Annotated in this window: 19 protein-coding genes; 9 read left to right on the top strand and 10 right to left on the bottom strand. The window is 68.2% G+C overall.

Features of this window, described 5'->3' with window-relative positions:
* Positions 1–21: 21 nt before the first annotated feature.
* The gene (locus LO762_RS19390) at positions 22–663 is read right to left on the bottom strand and encodes a hypothetical protein (protein ID WP_230617037.1); all 642 of its coding nucleotides are present in this window, start codon (positions 661–663) and stop codon (positions 22–24) included.
* A 160-nt stretch (positions 664–823) separates the two neighbouring features.
* Here LO762_RS19390 and LO762_RS19385 point away from each other — a divergent pair, with 160 nt between their 5' ends.
* The 9 genes from LO762_RS19385 to LO762_RS19345 all read left to right on the top strand — a co-directional run bounded on the left by LO762_RS19385 (position 824) and on the right by LO762_RS19345 (position 7,321).
* The gene (locus tag LO762_RS19385; RefSeq protein WP_308104188.1) at positions 824–1,711 is read left to right on the top strand and encodes a helix-turn-helix transcriptional regulator; all 888 of its coding nucleotides are present in this window, start codon (positions 824–826) and stop codon (positions 1,709–1,711) included.
* Positions 1,708–1,965, top strand: a complete 258-nt coding sequence (locus tag LO762_RS19380) for a DUF397 domain-containing protein (protein WP_230617033.1) — start codon at positions 1,708–1,710, stop codon at positions 1,963–1,965. The genes LO762_RS19385 and LO762_RS19380 overlap by 4 nt, the downstream gene beginning before the upstream one ends.
* 87 nt (positions 1,966–2,052) lie before the next feature.
* On the top strand, positions 2,053–2,523 hold the full coding sequence (locus LO762_RS19375) for an NUDIX hydrolase (RefSeq protein ID WP_230617031.1): 471 nt from the start codon (positions 2,053–2,055) through the stop codon (positions 2,521–2,523).
* Positions 2,524–2,693: 170 nt separating this feature from the next.
* Positions 2,694–2,987 (top strand): hypothetical protein, encoded by a 294-nt coding sequence (locus tag LO762_RS19370; protein WP_230617029.1) that lies wholly within the window; start codon positions 2,694–2,696, stop codon positions 2,985–2,987.
* On the top strand, positions 2,935–3,501 hold the full coding sequence (locus LO762_RS19365) for a DUF6879 family protein (protein WP_230617027.1): 567 nt from the start codon (positions 2,935–2,937) through the stop codon (positions 3,499–3,501). The genes LO762_RS19370 and LO762_RS19365 overlap by 53 nt, the downstream gene beginning before the upstream one ends.
* 19 nt (positions 3,502–3,520) lie before the next feature.
* The gene (locus LO762_RS19360) at positions 3,521–4,369 is read left to right on the top strand and encodes a helix-turn-helix transcriptional regulator (RefSeq protein WP_230617025.1); all 849 of its coding nucleotides are present in this window, start codon (positions 3,521–3,523) and stop codon (positions 4,367–4,369) included.
* Between the two features lie 249 nt (positions 4,370–4,618).
* Positions 4,619–5,746: an adenosylhomocysteinase gene (locus LO762_RS19355; protein ID WP_230617022.1), complete on the top strand. Its 1,128-nt coding sequence runs from the start codon at positions 4,619–4,621 to the stop codon at positions 5,744–5,746.
* The gene (locus LO762_RS19350) at positions 5,743–6,294 is read left to right on the top strand and encodes an NUDIX hydrolase (RefSeq protein WP_230617020.1); all 552 of its coding nucleotides are present in this window, start codon (positions 5,743–5,745) and stop codon (positions 6,292–6,294) included. The genes LO762_RS19355 and LO762_RS19350 overlap by 4 nt, the downstream gene beginning before the upstream one ends.
* A gap of 541 nt (positions 6,295–6,835) precedes the next feature.
* Positions 6,836–7,321, top strand: a complete 486-nt coding sequence (locus LO762_RS19345) for a GNAT family N-acetyltransferase (protein WP_230617018.1) — start codon at positions 6,836–6,838, stop codon at positions 7,319–7,321.
* A 5-nt stretch (positions 7,322–7,326) separates the two neighbouring features.
* Here LO762_RS19345 and LO762_RS19340 read toward each other — a convergent pair whose 3' ends face one another.
* From LO762_RS19340 to atpE, 9 genes are all read right to left on the bottom strand, one after another.
* Positions 7,327–7,908, bottom strand: a complete 582-nt coding sequence (locus LO762_RS19340) for a cob(I)yrinic acid a,c-diamide adenosyltransferase (RefSeq protein ID WP_230617017.1) — start codon at positions 7,906–7,908, stop codon at positions 7,327–7,329.
* A gap of 25 nt (positions 7,909–7,933) precedes the next feature.
* Positions 7,934–8,386 (bottom strand): DUF2550 domain-containing protein, encoded by a 453-nt coding sequence (locus LO762_RS19335; protein ID WP_230617016.1) that lies wholly within the window; start codon positions 8,384–8,386, stop codon positions 7,934–7,936.
* A gap of 13 nt (positions 8,387–8,399) precedes the next feature.
* Entirely contained in the window at positions 8,400–8,789 is a 390-nt protein-coding gene (locus LO762_RS19330) for a F0F1 ATP synthase subunit epsilon (protein WP_230617014.1), read from the bottom strand.
* Positions 8,790–8,856: 67 nt separating this feature from the next.
* Positions 8,857–10,284 (bottom strand): F0F1 ATP synthase subunit beta, encoded by a 1,428-nt coding sequence (atpD, locus tag LO762_RS19325; RefSeq protein ID WP_230617012.1) that lies wholly within the window; start codon positions 10,282–10,284, stop codon positions 8,857–8,859.
* 8 nt (positions 10,285–10,292) lie between these two features.
* A complete protein-coding gene (locus LO762_RS19320) occupies positions 10,293–11,195 on the bottom strand; it encodes a F0F1 ATP synthase subunit gamma (protein WP_230617010.1) in 903 nt (300 codons plus the stop codon).
* A gap of 3 nt (positions 11,196–11,198) precedes the next feature.
* Positions 11,199–12,836, bottom strand: coding sequence for a F0F1 ATP synthase subunit alpha (gene atpA, locus LO762_RS19315; protein WP_230617008.1), 1,638 nt, complete (start codon positions 12,834–12,836; stop codon positions 11,199–11,201).
* 17 nt (positions 12,837–12,853) lie between these two features.
* Positions 12,854–13,663 carry a F0F1 ATP synthase subunit delta gene (locus tag LO762_RS19310; protein WP_230617006.1) on the bottom strand — a complete coding sequence of 270 codons (810 nt, stop codon included), beginning with the start codon at positions 13,661–13,663 and terminating at the stop codon, positions 12,854–12,856.
* Complete coding sequence (locus tag LO762_RS19305) at positions 13,663–14,217, bottom strand: F0F1 ATP synthase subunit B (RefSeq protein WP_230617004.1); 555 nt, start codon at positions 14,215–14,217, stop codon at positions 13,663–13,665. Before LO762_RS19305 ends, LO762_RS19310 begins: the two co-directional genes overlap by 1 nt.
* 39 nt (positions 14,218–14,256) lie before the next feature.
* Positions 14,257–14,496 carry an ATP synthase F0 subunit C gene (gene atpE, locus LO762_RS19300; RefSeq protein WP_230617002.1) on the bottom strand — a complete coding sequence of 80 codons (240 nt, stop codon included), beginning with the start codon at positions 14,494–14,496 and terminating at the stop codon, positions 14,257–14,259.
* Positions 14,497–14,517: the final 21 nt, after the last annotated feature.

Raw genomic sequence — 14,517 nt, 5'->3', positions numbered from 1 at the left:
CCCACGCCCGATCCACCACACTCACCCGGTCGAACGCAGCGTCGCGCTTCTGGGGTCGGTGATGATCATGTTGCCGAGGCTGATGACGTCGTAGTCCTCCAGTTGGACGTGGAGTTGGGTCGCGCGTAGCCAGCGGGTGCGGGGGTCGTTGTGGGCGATGGTGGCGTCGCTGGGTGCCAGACCGGCCCGGGTGGGCCGGTAGAGCATGCCCGAGAACCCGGCCGGGGCGACGCGCCGGGGACGCAGCACCACGTACCCCCGACGCAGGTGCGGGCACAGCCGCGCCGACCGCTCCACACACCCCGGACACACCGGCGGATGCGCCGTCATGACGGGCGCGGGCCACGGGCCGTCCGCGCTCTCGTACTCCTCCTGCGACAGCATCCACAACCCGCTCTTACCGCAGGGCGTGCCGCACACCTGGCACAGCAGACGGCGCATCGCCTCCCGCTGCCGGAAGAAATGGACGGACTTGAACTCCGGAACCCCGACGCCGGGGCTGAACCCGATCCGCGTCCACAACACCCCCGAACCATCACGGTCCTCCGCCCTCTCGTCGGCATACGCGATCCGCCCACCACGAACCACCACCGCGACCGGCGACGTCTCCTCCGACGACCACGCCGTGATGTACGGCACAACACCCCAACGCGCCAGATTCACGGCGGAAAACCCACGCATCGACATATGCACGCACTCCCTTTCTTGAATCACAAAAGGAACATCCGTGACGGCCTCTGCCCTGTGGCGTCTTGGCCGGTCGAAAGCCACCGCCATCTCCAGAGGTCGGGATTTCCCGTCTTCGCCTCAAGCCTCCGGCCGCATGGCTAAAGTTCGCCACAGAGACGTGAACACGAGTGACGGCGCGTGTCCACAACCCGGTGTGGAACCCGAGAGGACCCCCCAGATGCCGACGATCGACCCGTCAGAATCGGCCCGCGCTTACCTCGCCTATCACCTGAAAAGGCTGCGAGAGGCGAGAGGCTGGTCTCAGGCTTTCCTCGGGCGAAGAATCCACGTGAGCAAGAGCCTCGTAAGCGGCTTCGAGACCATGCAGCGACGCCCGACCCTCAAGAACCTCGAAGCACTCGACGGCGCGTTCAGCCTCGACCACACCTTCGCCCCCCTCTTCCCGCTCATCCTGAAAGAGCCCGGCCTCCCCGCAGGATTCGAGGAGTACACGGACGCCGAGTCCGAAGCGGGCATGATCCGGATCTACCAGAACTTCGTGGTGGCGGGCTTGCTCCAGACGCCGGAGTACGCACGGGCGGTCCTCGCCCCCGGCGCGCAGCCGACCAGGCTGGAAGAACTCATCGAGAAGCGGGTAGGGCGGCAGGAACTCCTGGCGCGGGAGCAGCCGCCCGCAGTCGTCGCCCTCCTGGACGCCTCGGTGCTGCGCCGTCCGTTCGGTGGACGGGACGTGGTGCGCGGGCAGCTCGAACGGCTGCTCGAACTCGCCGAGCTGCCCCACGTGCACGTCCACATCGTGCCGGAGGCCGCTGAAATCTGCCCGGAGGGCTCGTTCACGCTGCTATCGTCGCCGGGCGAGGCGGACCTCGGCTACGCGGAGATGGCGGGCGGCAAGGGGCAACTCGTCGACGACGCGAACTACGTCGCGGAACTTGGCATATTGTTCGAGCTGATCCGGTCCAACGCGCTCACCGCCGAGGACTCCGGAGCCGCGATCCGAAAGGCGTTGGAGGAACTGTGAACACGACGACGACGTTCACCCAGTGGCGCAAGTCCAGCTACAGCGGCGGCGACAGCGGCATGTGCGTGGAAGTCGCCTGGCGCAAGTCCAGCCACAGCGGCGGCCAAACGGGCCAGTGCGTAGAAGTCGGCGACGTCTCCACGCAGATCGGCATCCGGGACAGCAAGCACCCGAACGCCGGACACCTGACACTCACCCGCACCTCCTTCACCGGCCTCATCAACCACGTGAAGTCAGGCACCCTGGAACTGTAAATACCCCTCCCCACCGGCCCCGGCAGCTCCACCAGCCGGGGCCGCCGCATCTCCACCCAACGAAACAACCACCCCTAAAGCCAAGCCGTGACCAGCGACCCCACCGCAAGTTTCGCCCGGCCCGTCGTAGCCGCCGGAGTCCTCTTCTTCGACCACCAAGACCGGATACTCCTAGTAGTCCCCACCTACAAGGACTACCGAGACATCCCCGGCGGCTACGTCGAACAAGGCGAGACCCCCCACGAGGCCGCCATCCGCGAAGTCCACGAAGAACTCGGCATCACCCCCCCAATCGGCCGCCTACTCCTCACCGACTGGGCCCCCAACCCCACCGAAGGCGACAAACTCCTCTACATCTTCGACGGCGGCACCCTAACCAACACCCACCTCACCAATATCCACCTCGACCCCGCCGAGATCGCCACCATCGAATTCCACCCCGTCGAACACGCCACCACCCTCACCATCGACCGCCTAGCCCGCCGCCTCCACCACGCCACCACCGCCCGCACCAACAACACCACCCTCTACCTAGAACACGGCACCCCCAAGCCGTAAACAAACCTCCCCGGCGTTCAACGTCGCCCGGTCGCCGCTGAAGCCGAAAGTGGCACCGCTGTCCCGAGGGGTCGGGATGGCCGTCTCCGGCCCGTTGGAGTTTGGGGATGACGCAACCTGCCGAGGCCAGGGGAGGCATATCCGATCGTGTCCCCCTCCTGGAGGGCAGTATGTCTGTACCGTTCCGTCTGATCGGGCATCTGCCCGGATCGCAGGATGGCCAGTCTCCGACGGCATGGCTAGAGGAAGGAACGGGGCGGCTGATGTTGCAGGGCCCGACCGTCCTCGACCGGGCCGTCCTTGAGGGGTTGGCGGCGGTGTGCGCGGCGGACCACGGGGCGGTGCCCCCGGCGCATGAGACGGTGATCGCCTGGCCGCCGGAGATGCTGCCTGTTCTCAAGGAGATCGTGAATGCCTACGAACGCCGCGCCGCTGCTGACGGCGACCGATCCGGCGAAGCCTGAGTTCCCGCCCCTGTTCGCCGCCTCGACCAGGTCGGCGATCCACCTGGAGCTGAGGGACGGCTACGCGGTCTCCCGCGAGGACAAGGGCTACACGGCGTGGAAGGCCGGACACCGGGACGACCCCGCCGACCCCGCGTCCTGGTGGCGGCCGTGGCTGACCGTCATCCAGGAGGCGACGGCACGCGGCGTCGAGGTGCGCCGCCTGCGCGTGGTGTCGGAGCCGCTGAGCGAGTACACCCGGTTCCTGCTCGACACGGCTTTCACGAACGTGCACGCGGGCGAAGCCACCCGCTGGCTACCGAGGGCGCAAGCGTGCGATCTGAAGTTCCCGGCGAACGACTTCTGGATCTTCGACGACGAGGTGCTCATCTGGAACCACTTCAGCGGGGACGGGGTCCCCGTCTCGATGGAATGGTGCACCGACGCCGAGGTGATCGCGTTCTGCGCCGAGTCGTTCGAGGCCGCCTGGAAACGCGGCATCGACAACGCGGAGTACACCAGGTCCAGCACCTGACCGCCGAGCACTCCCCACCATGGCCGCTTCCCCGTCCTCATCCGCGCAGCGCGCCCTCCAGGACCTCTCCGACCGGCTCCGCGAACTCCGCCTCGACGCCGGGCTGACCGCGTCCGCGCTGGCCGCCGTGATCGGCTGGCGCGGGCACACGAAGGTATCGAAGATCGAGCACGGGGCCAGGCTGCCCAGCGCCGCCGACATCAGAGCCTGGTGTACCGCCTGCGGCGCCGCCGAGCAGGTCCCCGAACTGCTGGCGGTGCTACGGAACGTCAAGGGCGCGTACCTGGAGTGGACGCGCCTGCACCGGGGCGGTCTGCGGCAGCTCCAGCAGGCGTGGGTGCCCCTGTGGGAGCGAACACGACGATTCCGGATCTACGAGCCCGGCATCATCCCCGGCCTGTTGCAGACGCCCGCCTACGCCGAGCACCTATTGCGGCTCATCGCCGAGTTCCGGGGAACCCCGACGGACGACCTGGCCGAAGCCGTCGCCGCCCGGATGGACCGGCAACGGGTCCTGTCCACAGGCCGGACGTTCGCGTTCGTGCTCGAAGAGAGCACACTCCGAGCCCGCTACGGTGACCCCGCCGTGATGGCCGAACAACTCGACAGGCTCATCAAGGCGTCCCGCCTCCCGAACGTGTCCCTCGGCGTGATCCCCGCGAACACCGAGCGCGTCATCTGGCCACCCGAGTCGTTCTGGATCTACGACGACGCCCAAGTCTCCATCGAGTCCGTCACAGCCCTCATCACCGTCACCAACCCCACAGAGATCGCCGTCTACGGGCGGACCTTCGAACGACTCGCACAGATGACGGTCGTCGGAAACCAGGCCCAAGCCCTGATCGCATCCGCACGCGACGAACTGTAACGACCCCCGCCACACCTGGTCACACCAGTGGAGCCGGAGCGGGTGCTCTCGGCAGAGTCGTCACAGACAACGACCCCACTGGAGACTCGATGCCGTCCTTACCCATGGCCTCCTGGGCCACGGCCTTCTTACCGTCGCTGGCATGGCGATGGATGCTGCCGCCGCCGAACGCGTCGCCTACGTGCTGACCCCTCGAAGCGCGGACCGGTGAATGTCCCCTCCCCCTGCGTGTGCCTAGGAGGCCGCACGGTGCTCGAAGACTTCGAGGTGAGCCGCGTCGAATCATTCTTCGGCAAGGTCGCCCCCACCCCCAACGACGATGTGTCGGGCGTGGTCATCACGCATCTGCTGGCGGAGCGGCCGACGTTCCTCCGCGCGGTCGGCCGGGTCTGTGACATCGCGTCCGTGCTCCCCAAACCCAAGTCCATCGACCACACCGCCCAAGCCGTCGTGGCGAACCTGATGAAGGTCGATCCGCTCGACCGGCAACGGTTCAGCGACCCTGACGCGGTTCTGCAGTTCCTGGAGTCCCGTGCCGCCGGCCGCCGACTCATCCTCCTGGACGTCGGAGGCTACTTCGCCCCCACACTCACACACGTGTGCGCCCGGTTCTCCGGCGAACTGATCGGCGTGGTCGAGGACACCGAGAACGGCCACCAGCGGTACGCGAGCCTGGAGAAACTGCCATGCCCAGTCTTCAGCGTCGCCCGCTCCCCACTCAAAGACCCCGAAGACTTCCTCGTCGGCCAATCCATCACCTTCAGCACCGAAGCCCTCATCCGAACCCGAGGCGACATCCTGAACGGCCGAAACGCCACCGTCATCGGCTACGGAAAAATCGGCCGCTCCATCGCCGCCATGCTCCACGCCAAACACGTCACCGCCACCATCTACGACCACGACCCCGTCAAACGCACCCAGGCACTCTCCCAAGGCTTCCGGACCACCCACACCCTCCGCACCGCCTTGACCGGAGCCGGCCTCGTCATCTGCGCGACCGGAAACCTCTCGCTCCGCGAGGACGACTTCGCCTCCATCGCCAACGGCGCCTACATCGCCTCGGTGACCAGCTCGGACGACGAACTGGAACTCGACACCCTGAACACCCTCTACACACGGACCCCCAACGGCGACCACATCACCCGATACTCCCGGACAGGCCACTACTTCTACGTGCTGGCCGGAGGCAACGCCGTCAACTTCCTGCACGGCGCATCCGTCGGTGCTTTCATCTTCCTGGTCCAAGCCGAAATCCTGGCCGCGCTCGCCGTACTGGCTGGGAGCGAGCGCCTGGAACCAGGGCTGCATGAGCTGGACAAAACCGGACGAAGCCGCATCGCCGAACTGTGGCTCCACCACTTCGACAGGACGACATGACCGTCAAGCACAAAGAGATCCGCGCCATCGTCACTCGCTACCTGGCGGCCCACCCCGGTGAGGCCGAACACCTCGCGCGCCTCCTGGACGCGCTGAACGGCGACGCCGGGGACCTGACCAGCCGTCACACCTTCGAGGGCGGCCATGTCACCTGCGGCGCCGTGGTCATCGACGACGACCGGCGACTCCTGCTCATCGAACACAACGCACTCGGCAAATGGCTCCTACCCGGCGGCCACCTTGAACCCGAAGACGGCAGCCTGATCCAGGCCGCGCTCCGAGAACTGGAGGAAGAGACCGGCATCTCCTGGCACAGCGCCATCTCGCCGCCCGGACACGACGTCACCCCGATGGACATCGACGTCCACACCATCCCCGCCAACCCGGCCAAAGGCGAACCCGAACACTGGCACGCCGACTTCCGTTACGCCTTCCACGTCAACGAACCCAAAGTCTCCCTCCAATACGAAGAAGTCTCCGGCTTCGCCTGGCGCGACCACTCCGATGCCCCCACCCCCAAACTCGCCGCGAAGCTCACGAACCTTTAAGCGCCTATCCTGCCCCGACCGCCGGGGGCGTTCTCCTACGGGCAAGGGGATTTCCCGCAGGCTGAGGGGTTCCATCGCGACACGCTAAGGCTTTCCGTGTGGTGCAGGCAGGATGAGTTCCAGCAGGCGAAAGGCTATGTCGAAGCGTTCCGCAAGGTGACCGGGAATCATCGTGATCTTCTGGAGGGACGGCGTGGCTGAGGTTCTTTGGTCTGGATCGGCTCGTCGGGTTCGCCGGGCGGGACGGGGTTCAGCGGGTCGTCGTCGGGGCGGGCGTCCAGCGTGACGGGCGGGTGCTGCTGCTCCAGCGGCAACCCTCGTGACCGAGGCCGTGCGGGAGATACTCGCCGTCCACCGTCGGCGTCACGTATGACACCCCAACGCGAACCTCCTACGAGGCGGCGACCCCCGTCCGCGATCTTTCCTCGCCTGGACGCACCCGCCGGATGGCTTGCGCGGTGGCATCGCGATCTGTCTGTGAGGGTCGGGTGGTCCTTTCGTCTGGTGTGTGTGGGGTGGGTGGGGGCGGCAGACTGGGGGGGTGAGTGGAGTGGTGATCAGGAAGGCGCGGCCGCAGGACGAGAGGGTGCTGGCGGACCTCGATCGGCGGACGTGGTCGGGGGAGAGTTCGGCGGGGCCTCGGCCCGGGGTGGGGCCGCACTTTTTTGACAGGTTTCATCTGCCGGAGCATTTTCTGGTGGCGGAGCTTGGGGGGAGGGTGGTGGGGTATCTGCGGCTGGTGCAGCCGGTGTTGGTGGCCAGTGCGGCGCATGTGCGGCAGATCCAGGGGCTTGGGGTGGATCATGACGTGCGGCGGACGGGGGTGGGGCTGGCGTTGGTGGAGGCGGCCTGTGCCGAGGCGCGGCGGCAGGGGGCTCGGCGGGTCACGTTGCGGGTGTTGTCGGTGAACACCGGGGCGCGGCGGCTCTACGCGAAGGCCGGGTTCCACATCGAAGGGATTCTCCGGGAGGAGTTCTATATTGACGGGCGGTATGTGGACGACGTGCTGATGGCCCGGTCCGTGTAAGCCCGTCAGCCGCCTGGCTTCCAGAGGATGTCGTCGCCGCCGGAGGCCGTCCGGCACAGGATGAACAGGAGGTCGGAGAGGCGGTTGAGGTAGCGGGCCGTCAGGCCGTTCATGGAGTCGCCGTGTGCCTCGATCGCGACCCAGACGGAGCGTTCCGCGCGGCGGGAAACGGTGCGGGCCACGTGCAGGTGGGCGGTCGTGAGGTCGCCGCCGGGGAGGATGAAGCTCCGCAGCGTCGGAAGGGGCGCGTTGTACTCGTCGCACCACGCCTCAAGACGCTCCACGTAAGCCTCAGTGACGCGTAGCGGCTCGTAGCCGAGATCCGGGACGACGGGAGTGGACAGATCCGCCCCGACGTCGAACAGGTCGTTCTGGACGCGTCGCAGCACCGCCGCGACGTCCGGGGCCAGCCCCCCGGAAGCCAGCGCCACCCCGAGGAACGCGTTCGCCTCCTCGACATCCGCGTAGGCGGCGAGGCGCGGGTCGGTCTTGGCCGTCCGGCTCATGTCGCCGAGCCCGGTGGTGCCGTCGTCACCGGTCCGGGTGTAGATCTGGGAAAGGACGACGGGTTCGTCTTCACGGCTCATACGCGCAAGCGTAGAGCCCGCCGCCTCACGCGCCCGAAGGCAGGTCCACGGGCCAGCCGGGCGGCGAGGACTCCAGCCAGGCGAGGAACCCGGTGAGCGCCCCCAGCGACATCGCCAGCTCCACCTTCGCGTCGCCGCTGCGCACCTCGATGATGGCCGCGTCGCCCGCCAGCGCCTCGGCCTCCTCCTCGGACGGGGTCCGCCGCCCCAGCACCACAAGGCCGCGCCGCTGGATCACCATCCGGGGCCGACGCCGGAACCCGAAGACCCGGTGCCACTGCAACTCGTCACCCTGGTAGCGGCCGATCCCCAGCCGCCACACGCCCGTGCCCGCCAGATCCCGCAGGCTGCACTCGACGGTGCCGCCGCCCAGCTCGAGCAGCCACCGCCGCAGCGTCATCACCGCAAAAAGGGCGACAACGACCAGTACGACGGCGACGAGCACCCAGCCGGTGATCTCTGCCAGGTGCTCGCCCACTGCCGGTCTGCTCTCAGACGTCCGCGCCGGCCGCGCGGAGCCGGGCCCGGGCCCGGCGCTCGGCCACGGCCTGCGGGTTGTCCCCGTCGCCCGCGGCCTGCGCCGTGGCGAGGGCCTCACGTGCCTCGGCCAGGTCGATCTCGGCGCCCAGCTCGGCCTGCTCGGCCAGCACCGACACCTCGTTGTCGGCCACGGAGAAGAACCCGCTGCCGACCGCGGCGACGATGACCTCGCCGCCCTCGGGGAAGATCTTCACGACGCTGCCGTCGACGAGGACGCCCAGCACCGGGGCGTGGCCGGTACGGATACCGATCTCACCCTCGATGGTCTGCGCGACCACCATCTCGGCCTGGCCCGCCCACACCTCGCGCTCGGGCGAGACGAGGGCGACTCTGATCGCCATAGTGCTCTCTCCTCTTCAAGAAGGGCCGCCGGGCCCGGACACCCGGCCCCGGCGGCCGGAGACCGCCTTACTTGGCGAGCTCCTTCGCCTTCTTCTCGACGTCGTCAACGCCACCGCACATGAAGAACGCCTGCTCGGGGATGTGGTCGTACTTGCCCTCGGTGAGGGCCTTGAACGAGGCCACGGTCTCGTCGAGCGGAACGGTCACACCGGGCTGGCCGGTGAACTGCTCGGCGACGTACATCGGGTGCGACAGGAACCGCTCGATGCGCCGGGCGCGCTGGACGGTGACCTTGTCGTCCTCGGACAGCTCGTCGATACCGAGGATCGCGATGATGTCCTGGAGTTCCTTGTACTTCTGCAGGATCCCGATGACGTTCTGGGCCACGTCGTAGTGCTCGCGGCCGATGATCGCCGGGTCCATGATCCGGGAGGAGCTGTCCAGCGGGTCGACCGCCGGGTAGATGCCCTTCTCGGTGATGGCCCGGGAGAGCACGGTACGCGCGTCCAGGTGGGCGAACGTGGTGTGCGGCGCCGGGTCGGTGATGTCGTCCGCGGGGACGTAGATCGCCTGCATCGAGGTGATCGAGTGACCGCGGGTCGAGGTGATCCGCTCCTGCAGCTGGCCCATCTCGTCGGCCAGGGTCGGCTGGTAGCCCACCGCGGACGGCATGCGGCCCAGCAGCGTGGAGACCTCGGAACCGGCCTGGGTGAACCGGAAGATGTTGTCGATGAACAGCAGCACGTCCTGCTTCTGCACGTCGCGGAAGTACTCCGCCATCGTCAGCGCGGACAGCGCGACCCGCAGACGGGTGCCCGGGGGCTCGTCCATCTGGCCGAACACGAGGGCGGTGTCCTTGAGGACGTTCGCCTCGTCCATCTCCACCCAGAGGTCGTTGCCCTCACGGGTGCGCTCGCCGACACCGGCGAACACCGAGGTGCCACCGAAGTTACGGGCGACACGGGTGATCATCTCCTGGATGAGCACCGTCTTGCCCACACCGGCGCCACCGAACAGACCGATCTTCCCACCCTTGACGTACGGGGTGAGGAGGTCGATGACCTTGATGCCCGTCTCCAGGATCTCGGTCTTCGACTCAAGCTGGTCGAAGGGCGGAGCGCTGCGGTGGATGCCCCAGCGCTCGGTGATCTCCAGCGACGCGGTGGGGGCGTCCAGGCACTGGCCCAGCGCGTTCCACACGTGGCCCTTGGTGACGTCGCCGACCGGCACCAGGATGGGCGTGCCCAGGTTGGTGACCGCCGCGCCGCGCACCAGGCCGTCGGTGGGCTGCATGGAGATGGTCTTGACCACGTTGTCACCCAGGTGCTGGGCGACCTCGAGGGTCAGGGTCTTGGTCTCCGCGCCGAGTGTCACGTCGACGTTGAGCGCGTTGTTGATCTCGGGCATCGCGTCGGCGGGGAACTCGACGTCGACGACCGGGCCGATGACCCGGACGACGCGGCCGGTGCCGATCGCTACCGCAGTTGAAGACATGTTCCTTTTCACTCCCCGCGACCGGCGTCGGCGAGCGCGTCCGCGCCACCGACGATCTCGCTGATTTCCTGGGTGATCTCGGCCTGCCGCGCCTGGTTGGCCTGGCGCGAGTAGAGGCCGATCAGATCGTTGGCGTTGTCCGTCGCCGACTTCATGGCCCGCCGCCGCGCCGCGTGCTCGGACGCCGCGCCCTGGAGCAGCATGTGGAAGATGCGGCTTTCGAGGTAGTTGGGCAGCAGCAGGTCCAGCGCTGTCTCGGCCGACGGCTCGAAGTCGTAGGACGGCAGCGGGCCATCGACCCGCTCGACGTCCTCAAGCTGGAGCGGCAGCAGCCGCTTGACCTGGACCTCCTGCGTGAGCATCGAGACGAACTCGGTGTAGACCACGTGGATCTCACCGACACCGCCCTCCGCGTCCGTCTTCAGGAAGTCCTCGACCAGCTTGCGGCCCACCCGCTCGGCGCTGGCGAAGTCGGGCTGGCCGGAGAAGCCGACCCACTCGCCGCCGAGCTCGCGGTCACGGAACGTGTACCAGGTGACGCCCTTGGTCCCGATGACGTACGGCACGGGCTCGCGCCCCTGCTCACGCAGCAGGGCCTGCAGCGCCTCGGCCTCGCGGATCACGTTGGAGTTGTAGCCGCCGCAGAAACCGCGGTCCGAGGTGATGACCACGACCGCCGAGCGCTTGTCCTCCGGCTGCTCGTTGAGCAGCGGGTGGTTGATGCCCGGACGGTGGCTGACCAGCGCGGTCAGCGCCCTGGTGATCTTGTCGGAGTACGGCTTGGAGAGGGCGACCCGCTCCTGTGCCTTGGTGATCCTGGAGGTGGCGATCAGCTCCTGCGCGCGCGTGATCTTCGCGGTCGACGTGACCGACTTGATCTTGCCGCGCAGGACTCGAAGCTGAGCTCCCATGGATCAAACCTTCTTGACGCGCTTGATGGTCTCCTGCTCGACGTCCTCGGCGTCCAGGGGCTCGACGGGCTCGTCGGCGCCCAGCAGGGTGCCCGCGCTGGTGGTGAAGCCCTTCTTGAACTCGGTGATCGAGTCCTTCAGGGTGGTCAGCGCGTCGTCGGACAGCTGGCGGGTCTCGCGGATGCCGGGCAGCACGCCCTTGGCGTTGTGCTCCACGTGGTCGAGGAACTCGGCCTCGAAGCGGCGGATGTCCTCAAGCGGGACGTCGTCCAGCTCACCGGACGTGCCGGCCCACACCGAGACGACCTGCTTCTCGACCGGGAACGGGCTGTACTGGGGCTGCTTGAGCAGCTCGACCAGACGGGAGCCGCGCTCCAGCTGGGCCTTGGACGCCGCGTCGAGGTCGGACGCGAAGGCGGCGAACGCCTCCAGGTCGCGGTACTGCGACAGGGACAGCCGCAGCGTGCCGGCGACCTTGCGCATCGCCTTGATCTGCGCCGAGCCACCGACCCGGGAGACCGAGACACCGACGTTGATGGCAGGCCGGACGCCCTGGTTGAACAGGTCCGTCTCCAGGAAGCACTGGCCGTCGGTGATGGAGATGACGTTGGTCGGGATGAACGCCGACACGTCGTTGCCCTTGGTCTCGATGATCGGGAGGCCCGTCATCGAGCCGGCGCCCAGGTCGTCGGACAGCTTCGCGCAGCGCTCCAGCAGGCGGGAGTGCAGGTAGAAGACGTCACCGGGGTACGCCTCACGGCCCGGCGGACGGCGCAGCAGCAGCGACACGGCGCGGTACGCCTCGGCCTGCTTGGACAGGTCGTCGAAGACGATCAGGACGTGCTTGCCCTGGTACATCCAGTGCTGGCCGATCGCGGAACCCGTGTAGGGCGCGATGTACTTGTAGCCGGCGGGGTCGGACGCGGGAGCGGCCACGATGGTCGTGTACTCCAGCGCGCCGGCCTCCTCCAGCGTGCCGCGCACGGCCGCGATGGTGGAGCCCTTCTGGCCGATGGCGACGTAGATGCAGCGGACCTGCTTCTCCGGGTCGCCGGAGAGCCAGTTCTCCCTCTGGTTGATGATCGTGTCGACCGCGACCGTCGTCTTGCCGGTCTGCCGGTCGCCGATGATCAACTGGCGCTGGCCACGGCCGATCGGCGTCATCGCGTCGATGGCCTTGATGCCGGTCTGCAGCGGCTCGCTCACCGACTGGCGCTGCACGACGGTCGGAGCCTGCAGCTCCAGCGCGCGGCGCTCGGTCGAGTCGATCGGGCCCTTGCCGTCGATCGGGTTGCCCAGGGCGTCCACGACGCGGCCCAGGAAGTCGTCACCGACCGGGGTGGAGAGGACCTCGCCCGTGCGACGCACGGCCTGGCCCTCTTCGATCTTTGTGAAGTCGCCCAGTACAACAGCGCCGATCTCGCGCGTGTCGAGGTTCAGCGCCAGACCGCGGATACCGCCGTCGAACTCAAGGAGCTCGTTGGCCATCGCCGAGGGGAGGCCCGAGACACGAGCGATACCGTCGCCGGACTCGGTGACAGTGCCGACCTCCTCGCGCGCGGCCGCGTCGGGCTCGTACGACTGGACGAAACGCTCCAGCGCGTTCCGGATCTCATCCGGACGGATCGTCAGCTCCGCCATGATTCCTCTCTTGCCCTTCAGGCGATCCGCCGGCGCACGCCGTCAAGGCGTCCGGCGATCGTGCCGTCGATTGCCTCGTCCCCGAGCTGGACGGCGATTCCGCCGAGCACCGCGGGGTCGATTTCGATGTTCAGGTGTACCTCGCGGCCGTAGGACGCGCCGAGCGCGGCCGCCAGACGGTTCTGCTGCTCGCCGGTCAGCGCGACAGCGCTGCGCACGAGCGCGACGAGCCGGTTGCGCCGAGCGGCGACGATCTTGCCGTAGGCGTCGAGCCCACGCTCCAGGCTACGTCCCCGGGGATGGGTGACGACCTCGAGCACGAGGGCCAGGGTCGGCCCACCGACCTTGCCTTCCAGCAGGGACCGCACGAGCTCGGCCTTGCGCTCGGCCGGGAGGCGCTCGCCCGCGAGCGCGTTGCGCAGCTCGGGGTCGCCCTCGATGATCCGGCCGAACCGGAAGAGGTCCTCCTCGAGCTGGTCGAGCTGGCCGGCCTGCTCGGCGGCGGCGGCCTCGGCGGCCACCGCGTAGAGCTCGATCGCGTCGGTCAGCTCGCCGGAGGTGCTCCAGCGGCGCCGGACGACCTCCTGGACCAGCGTGACCGTCGCGTCGCCGACCTTGCCGTCGAGCAGCGCGCCGACGATCCCCGCCTTGGCCTCGGCCGGAGCCGAGGGGTCGGACAGGGTGCGGCGCAGGCCGTGCTCGCGGTCCAGCAGGCGCAGGACCTCGAACAGCTCGGCGCCCAGCGCGGACGCGTCGGCGGTGCCGAGGATCGCCGGGAACCGCTCCTCGACCGCGGCCAGTGCGGCCCTGCTGACAGCACCCGCCATCAGAGGGCCTTACCGGCGGCGTTGGAGGACTCGAGCTCCTCCAGGAAGCGGTCGACGATGCGGCGCTGGCGTGCCTCGTCCTCAAGGGACTCGCCGACGACGCGTCCGGCCAGGTCGACCGAGAGCGCGCCGACCTCGGCGCGCAGCGAGGCGAGGGCCTGGGCCCGCTCCTGCTCGATCTGCGCCTGGGCGTTCTCGACGATCCGGCGGGCCTCGACCTGGGCCTGTTCCTTCATCTCCGCGATGATCTGGGCGCCCTGCTCGCGGGCCTCCTCGCGCAGGCGCGCCGCTTCCTGGCGGGCCTCCGAGAGCTGGCTCTTGTAAGCGTCGAGGGTCTGCTTGGCCTCGGCCTGCGCGTCCTCGGCCTTCTTGAGCCCGCCCTCGATCAGCTCGGTCCGCTCGGCGAGCGTCTTCTGGATCCGGGGAGTCAGGATCTTGCCGACGACCAGGACGACGACGAAGAAGGCGAAGATTCCGACGACCAGCTCATAGGTGTGCGGAATGAGGGGGTTGTTGCCCCCCTCCGCAGCGAGCAGTGAAGCTGCTGTGATCATGGTGTTCGCAGCCTTTCGTCAGGGGTTTTCAGCGGCCGATCAGCCGTAGATGAACGGCGCGACCAGACCGATGAGCGCGAGCGCCTCGGTGAGAACGAAGCCCAGCATCATGTTCTGGCGGATGACACCGGTCAGCTCCGGCTGGCGGGCGATCGCGTTGACGCCCTGACCGAAGATGATGCCGACGCCCACACCCGGGCCGATGGCGGCGAGGCCGTAGCCGATCGCACCGACGTTGCCTTCGACGGCGGCGATGGCCGACTGGGCGACAACGCTCATTACTTACTCCTTCAGTTGGCC

This window comes from Actinocorallia sp. API 0066 (assembly GCF_020991275.1).
Classification (GTDB): Bacteria; Actinomycetota; Actinomycetes; order Streptosporangiales; family Streptosporangiaceae; genus Actinocorallia.
Note: the sequence above shows the minus strand (reverse complement) of the source record. Positions and strands in the feature narration are given on the sequence as shown.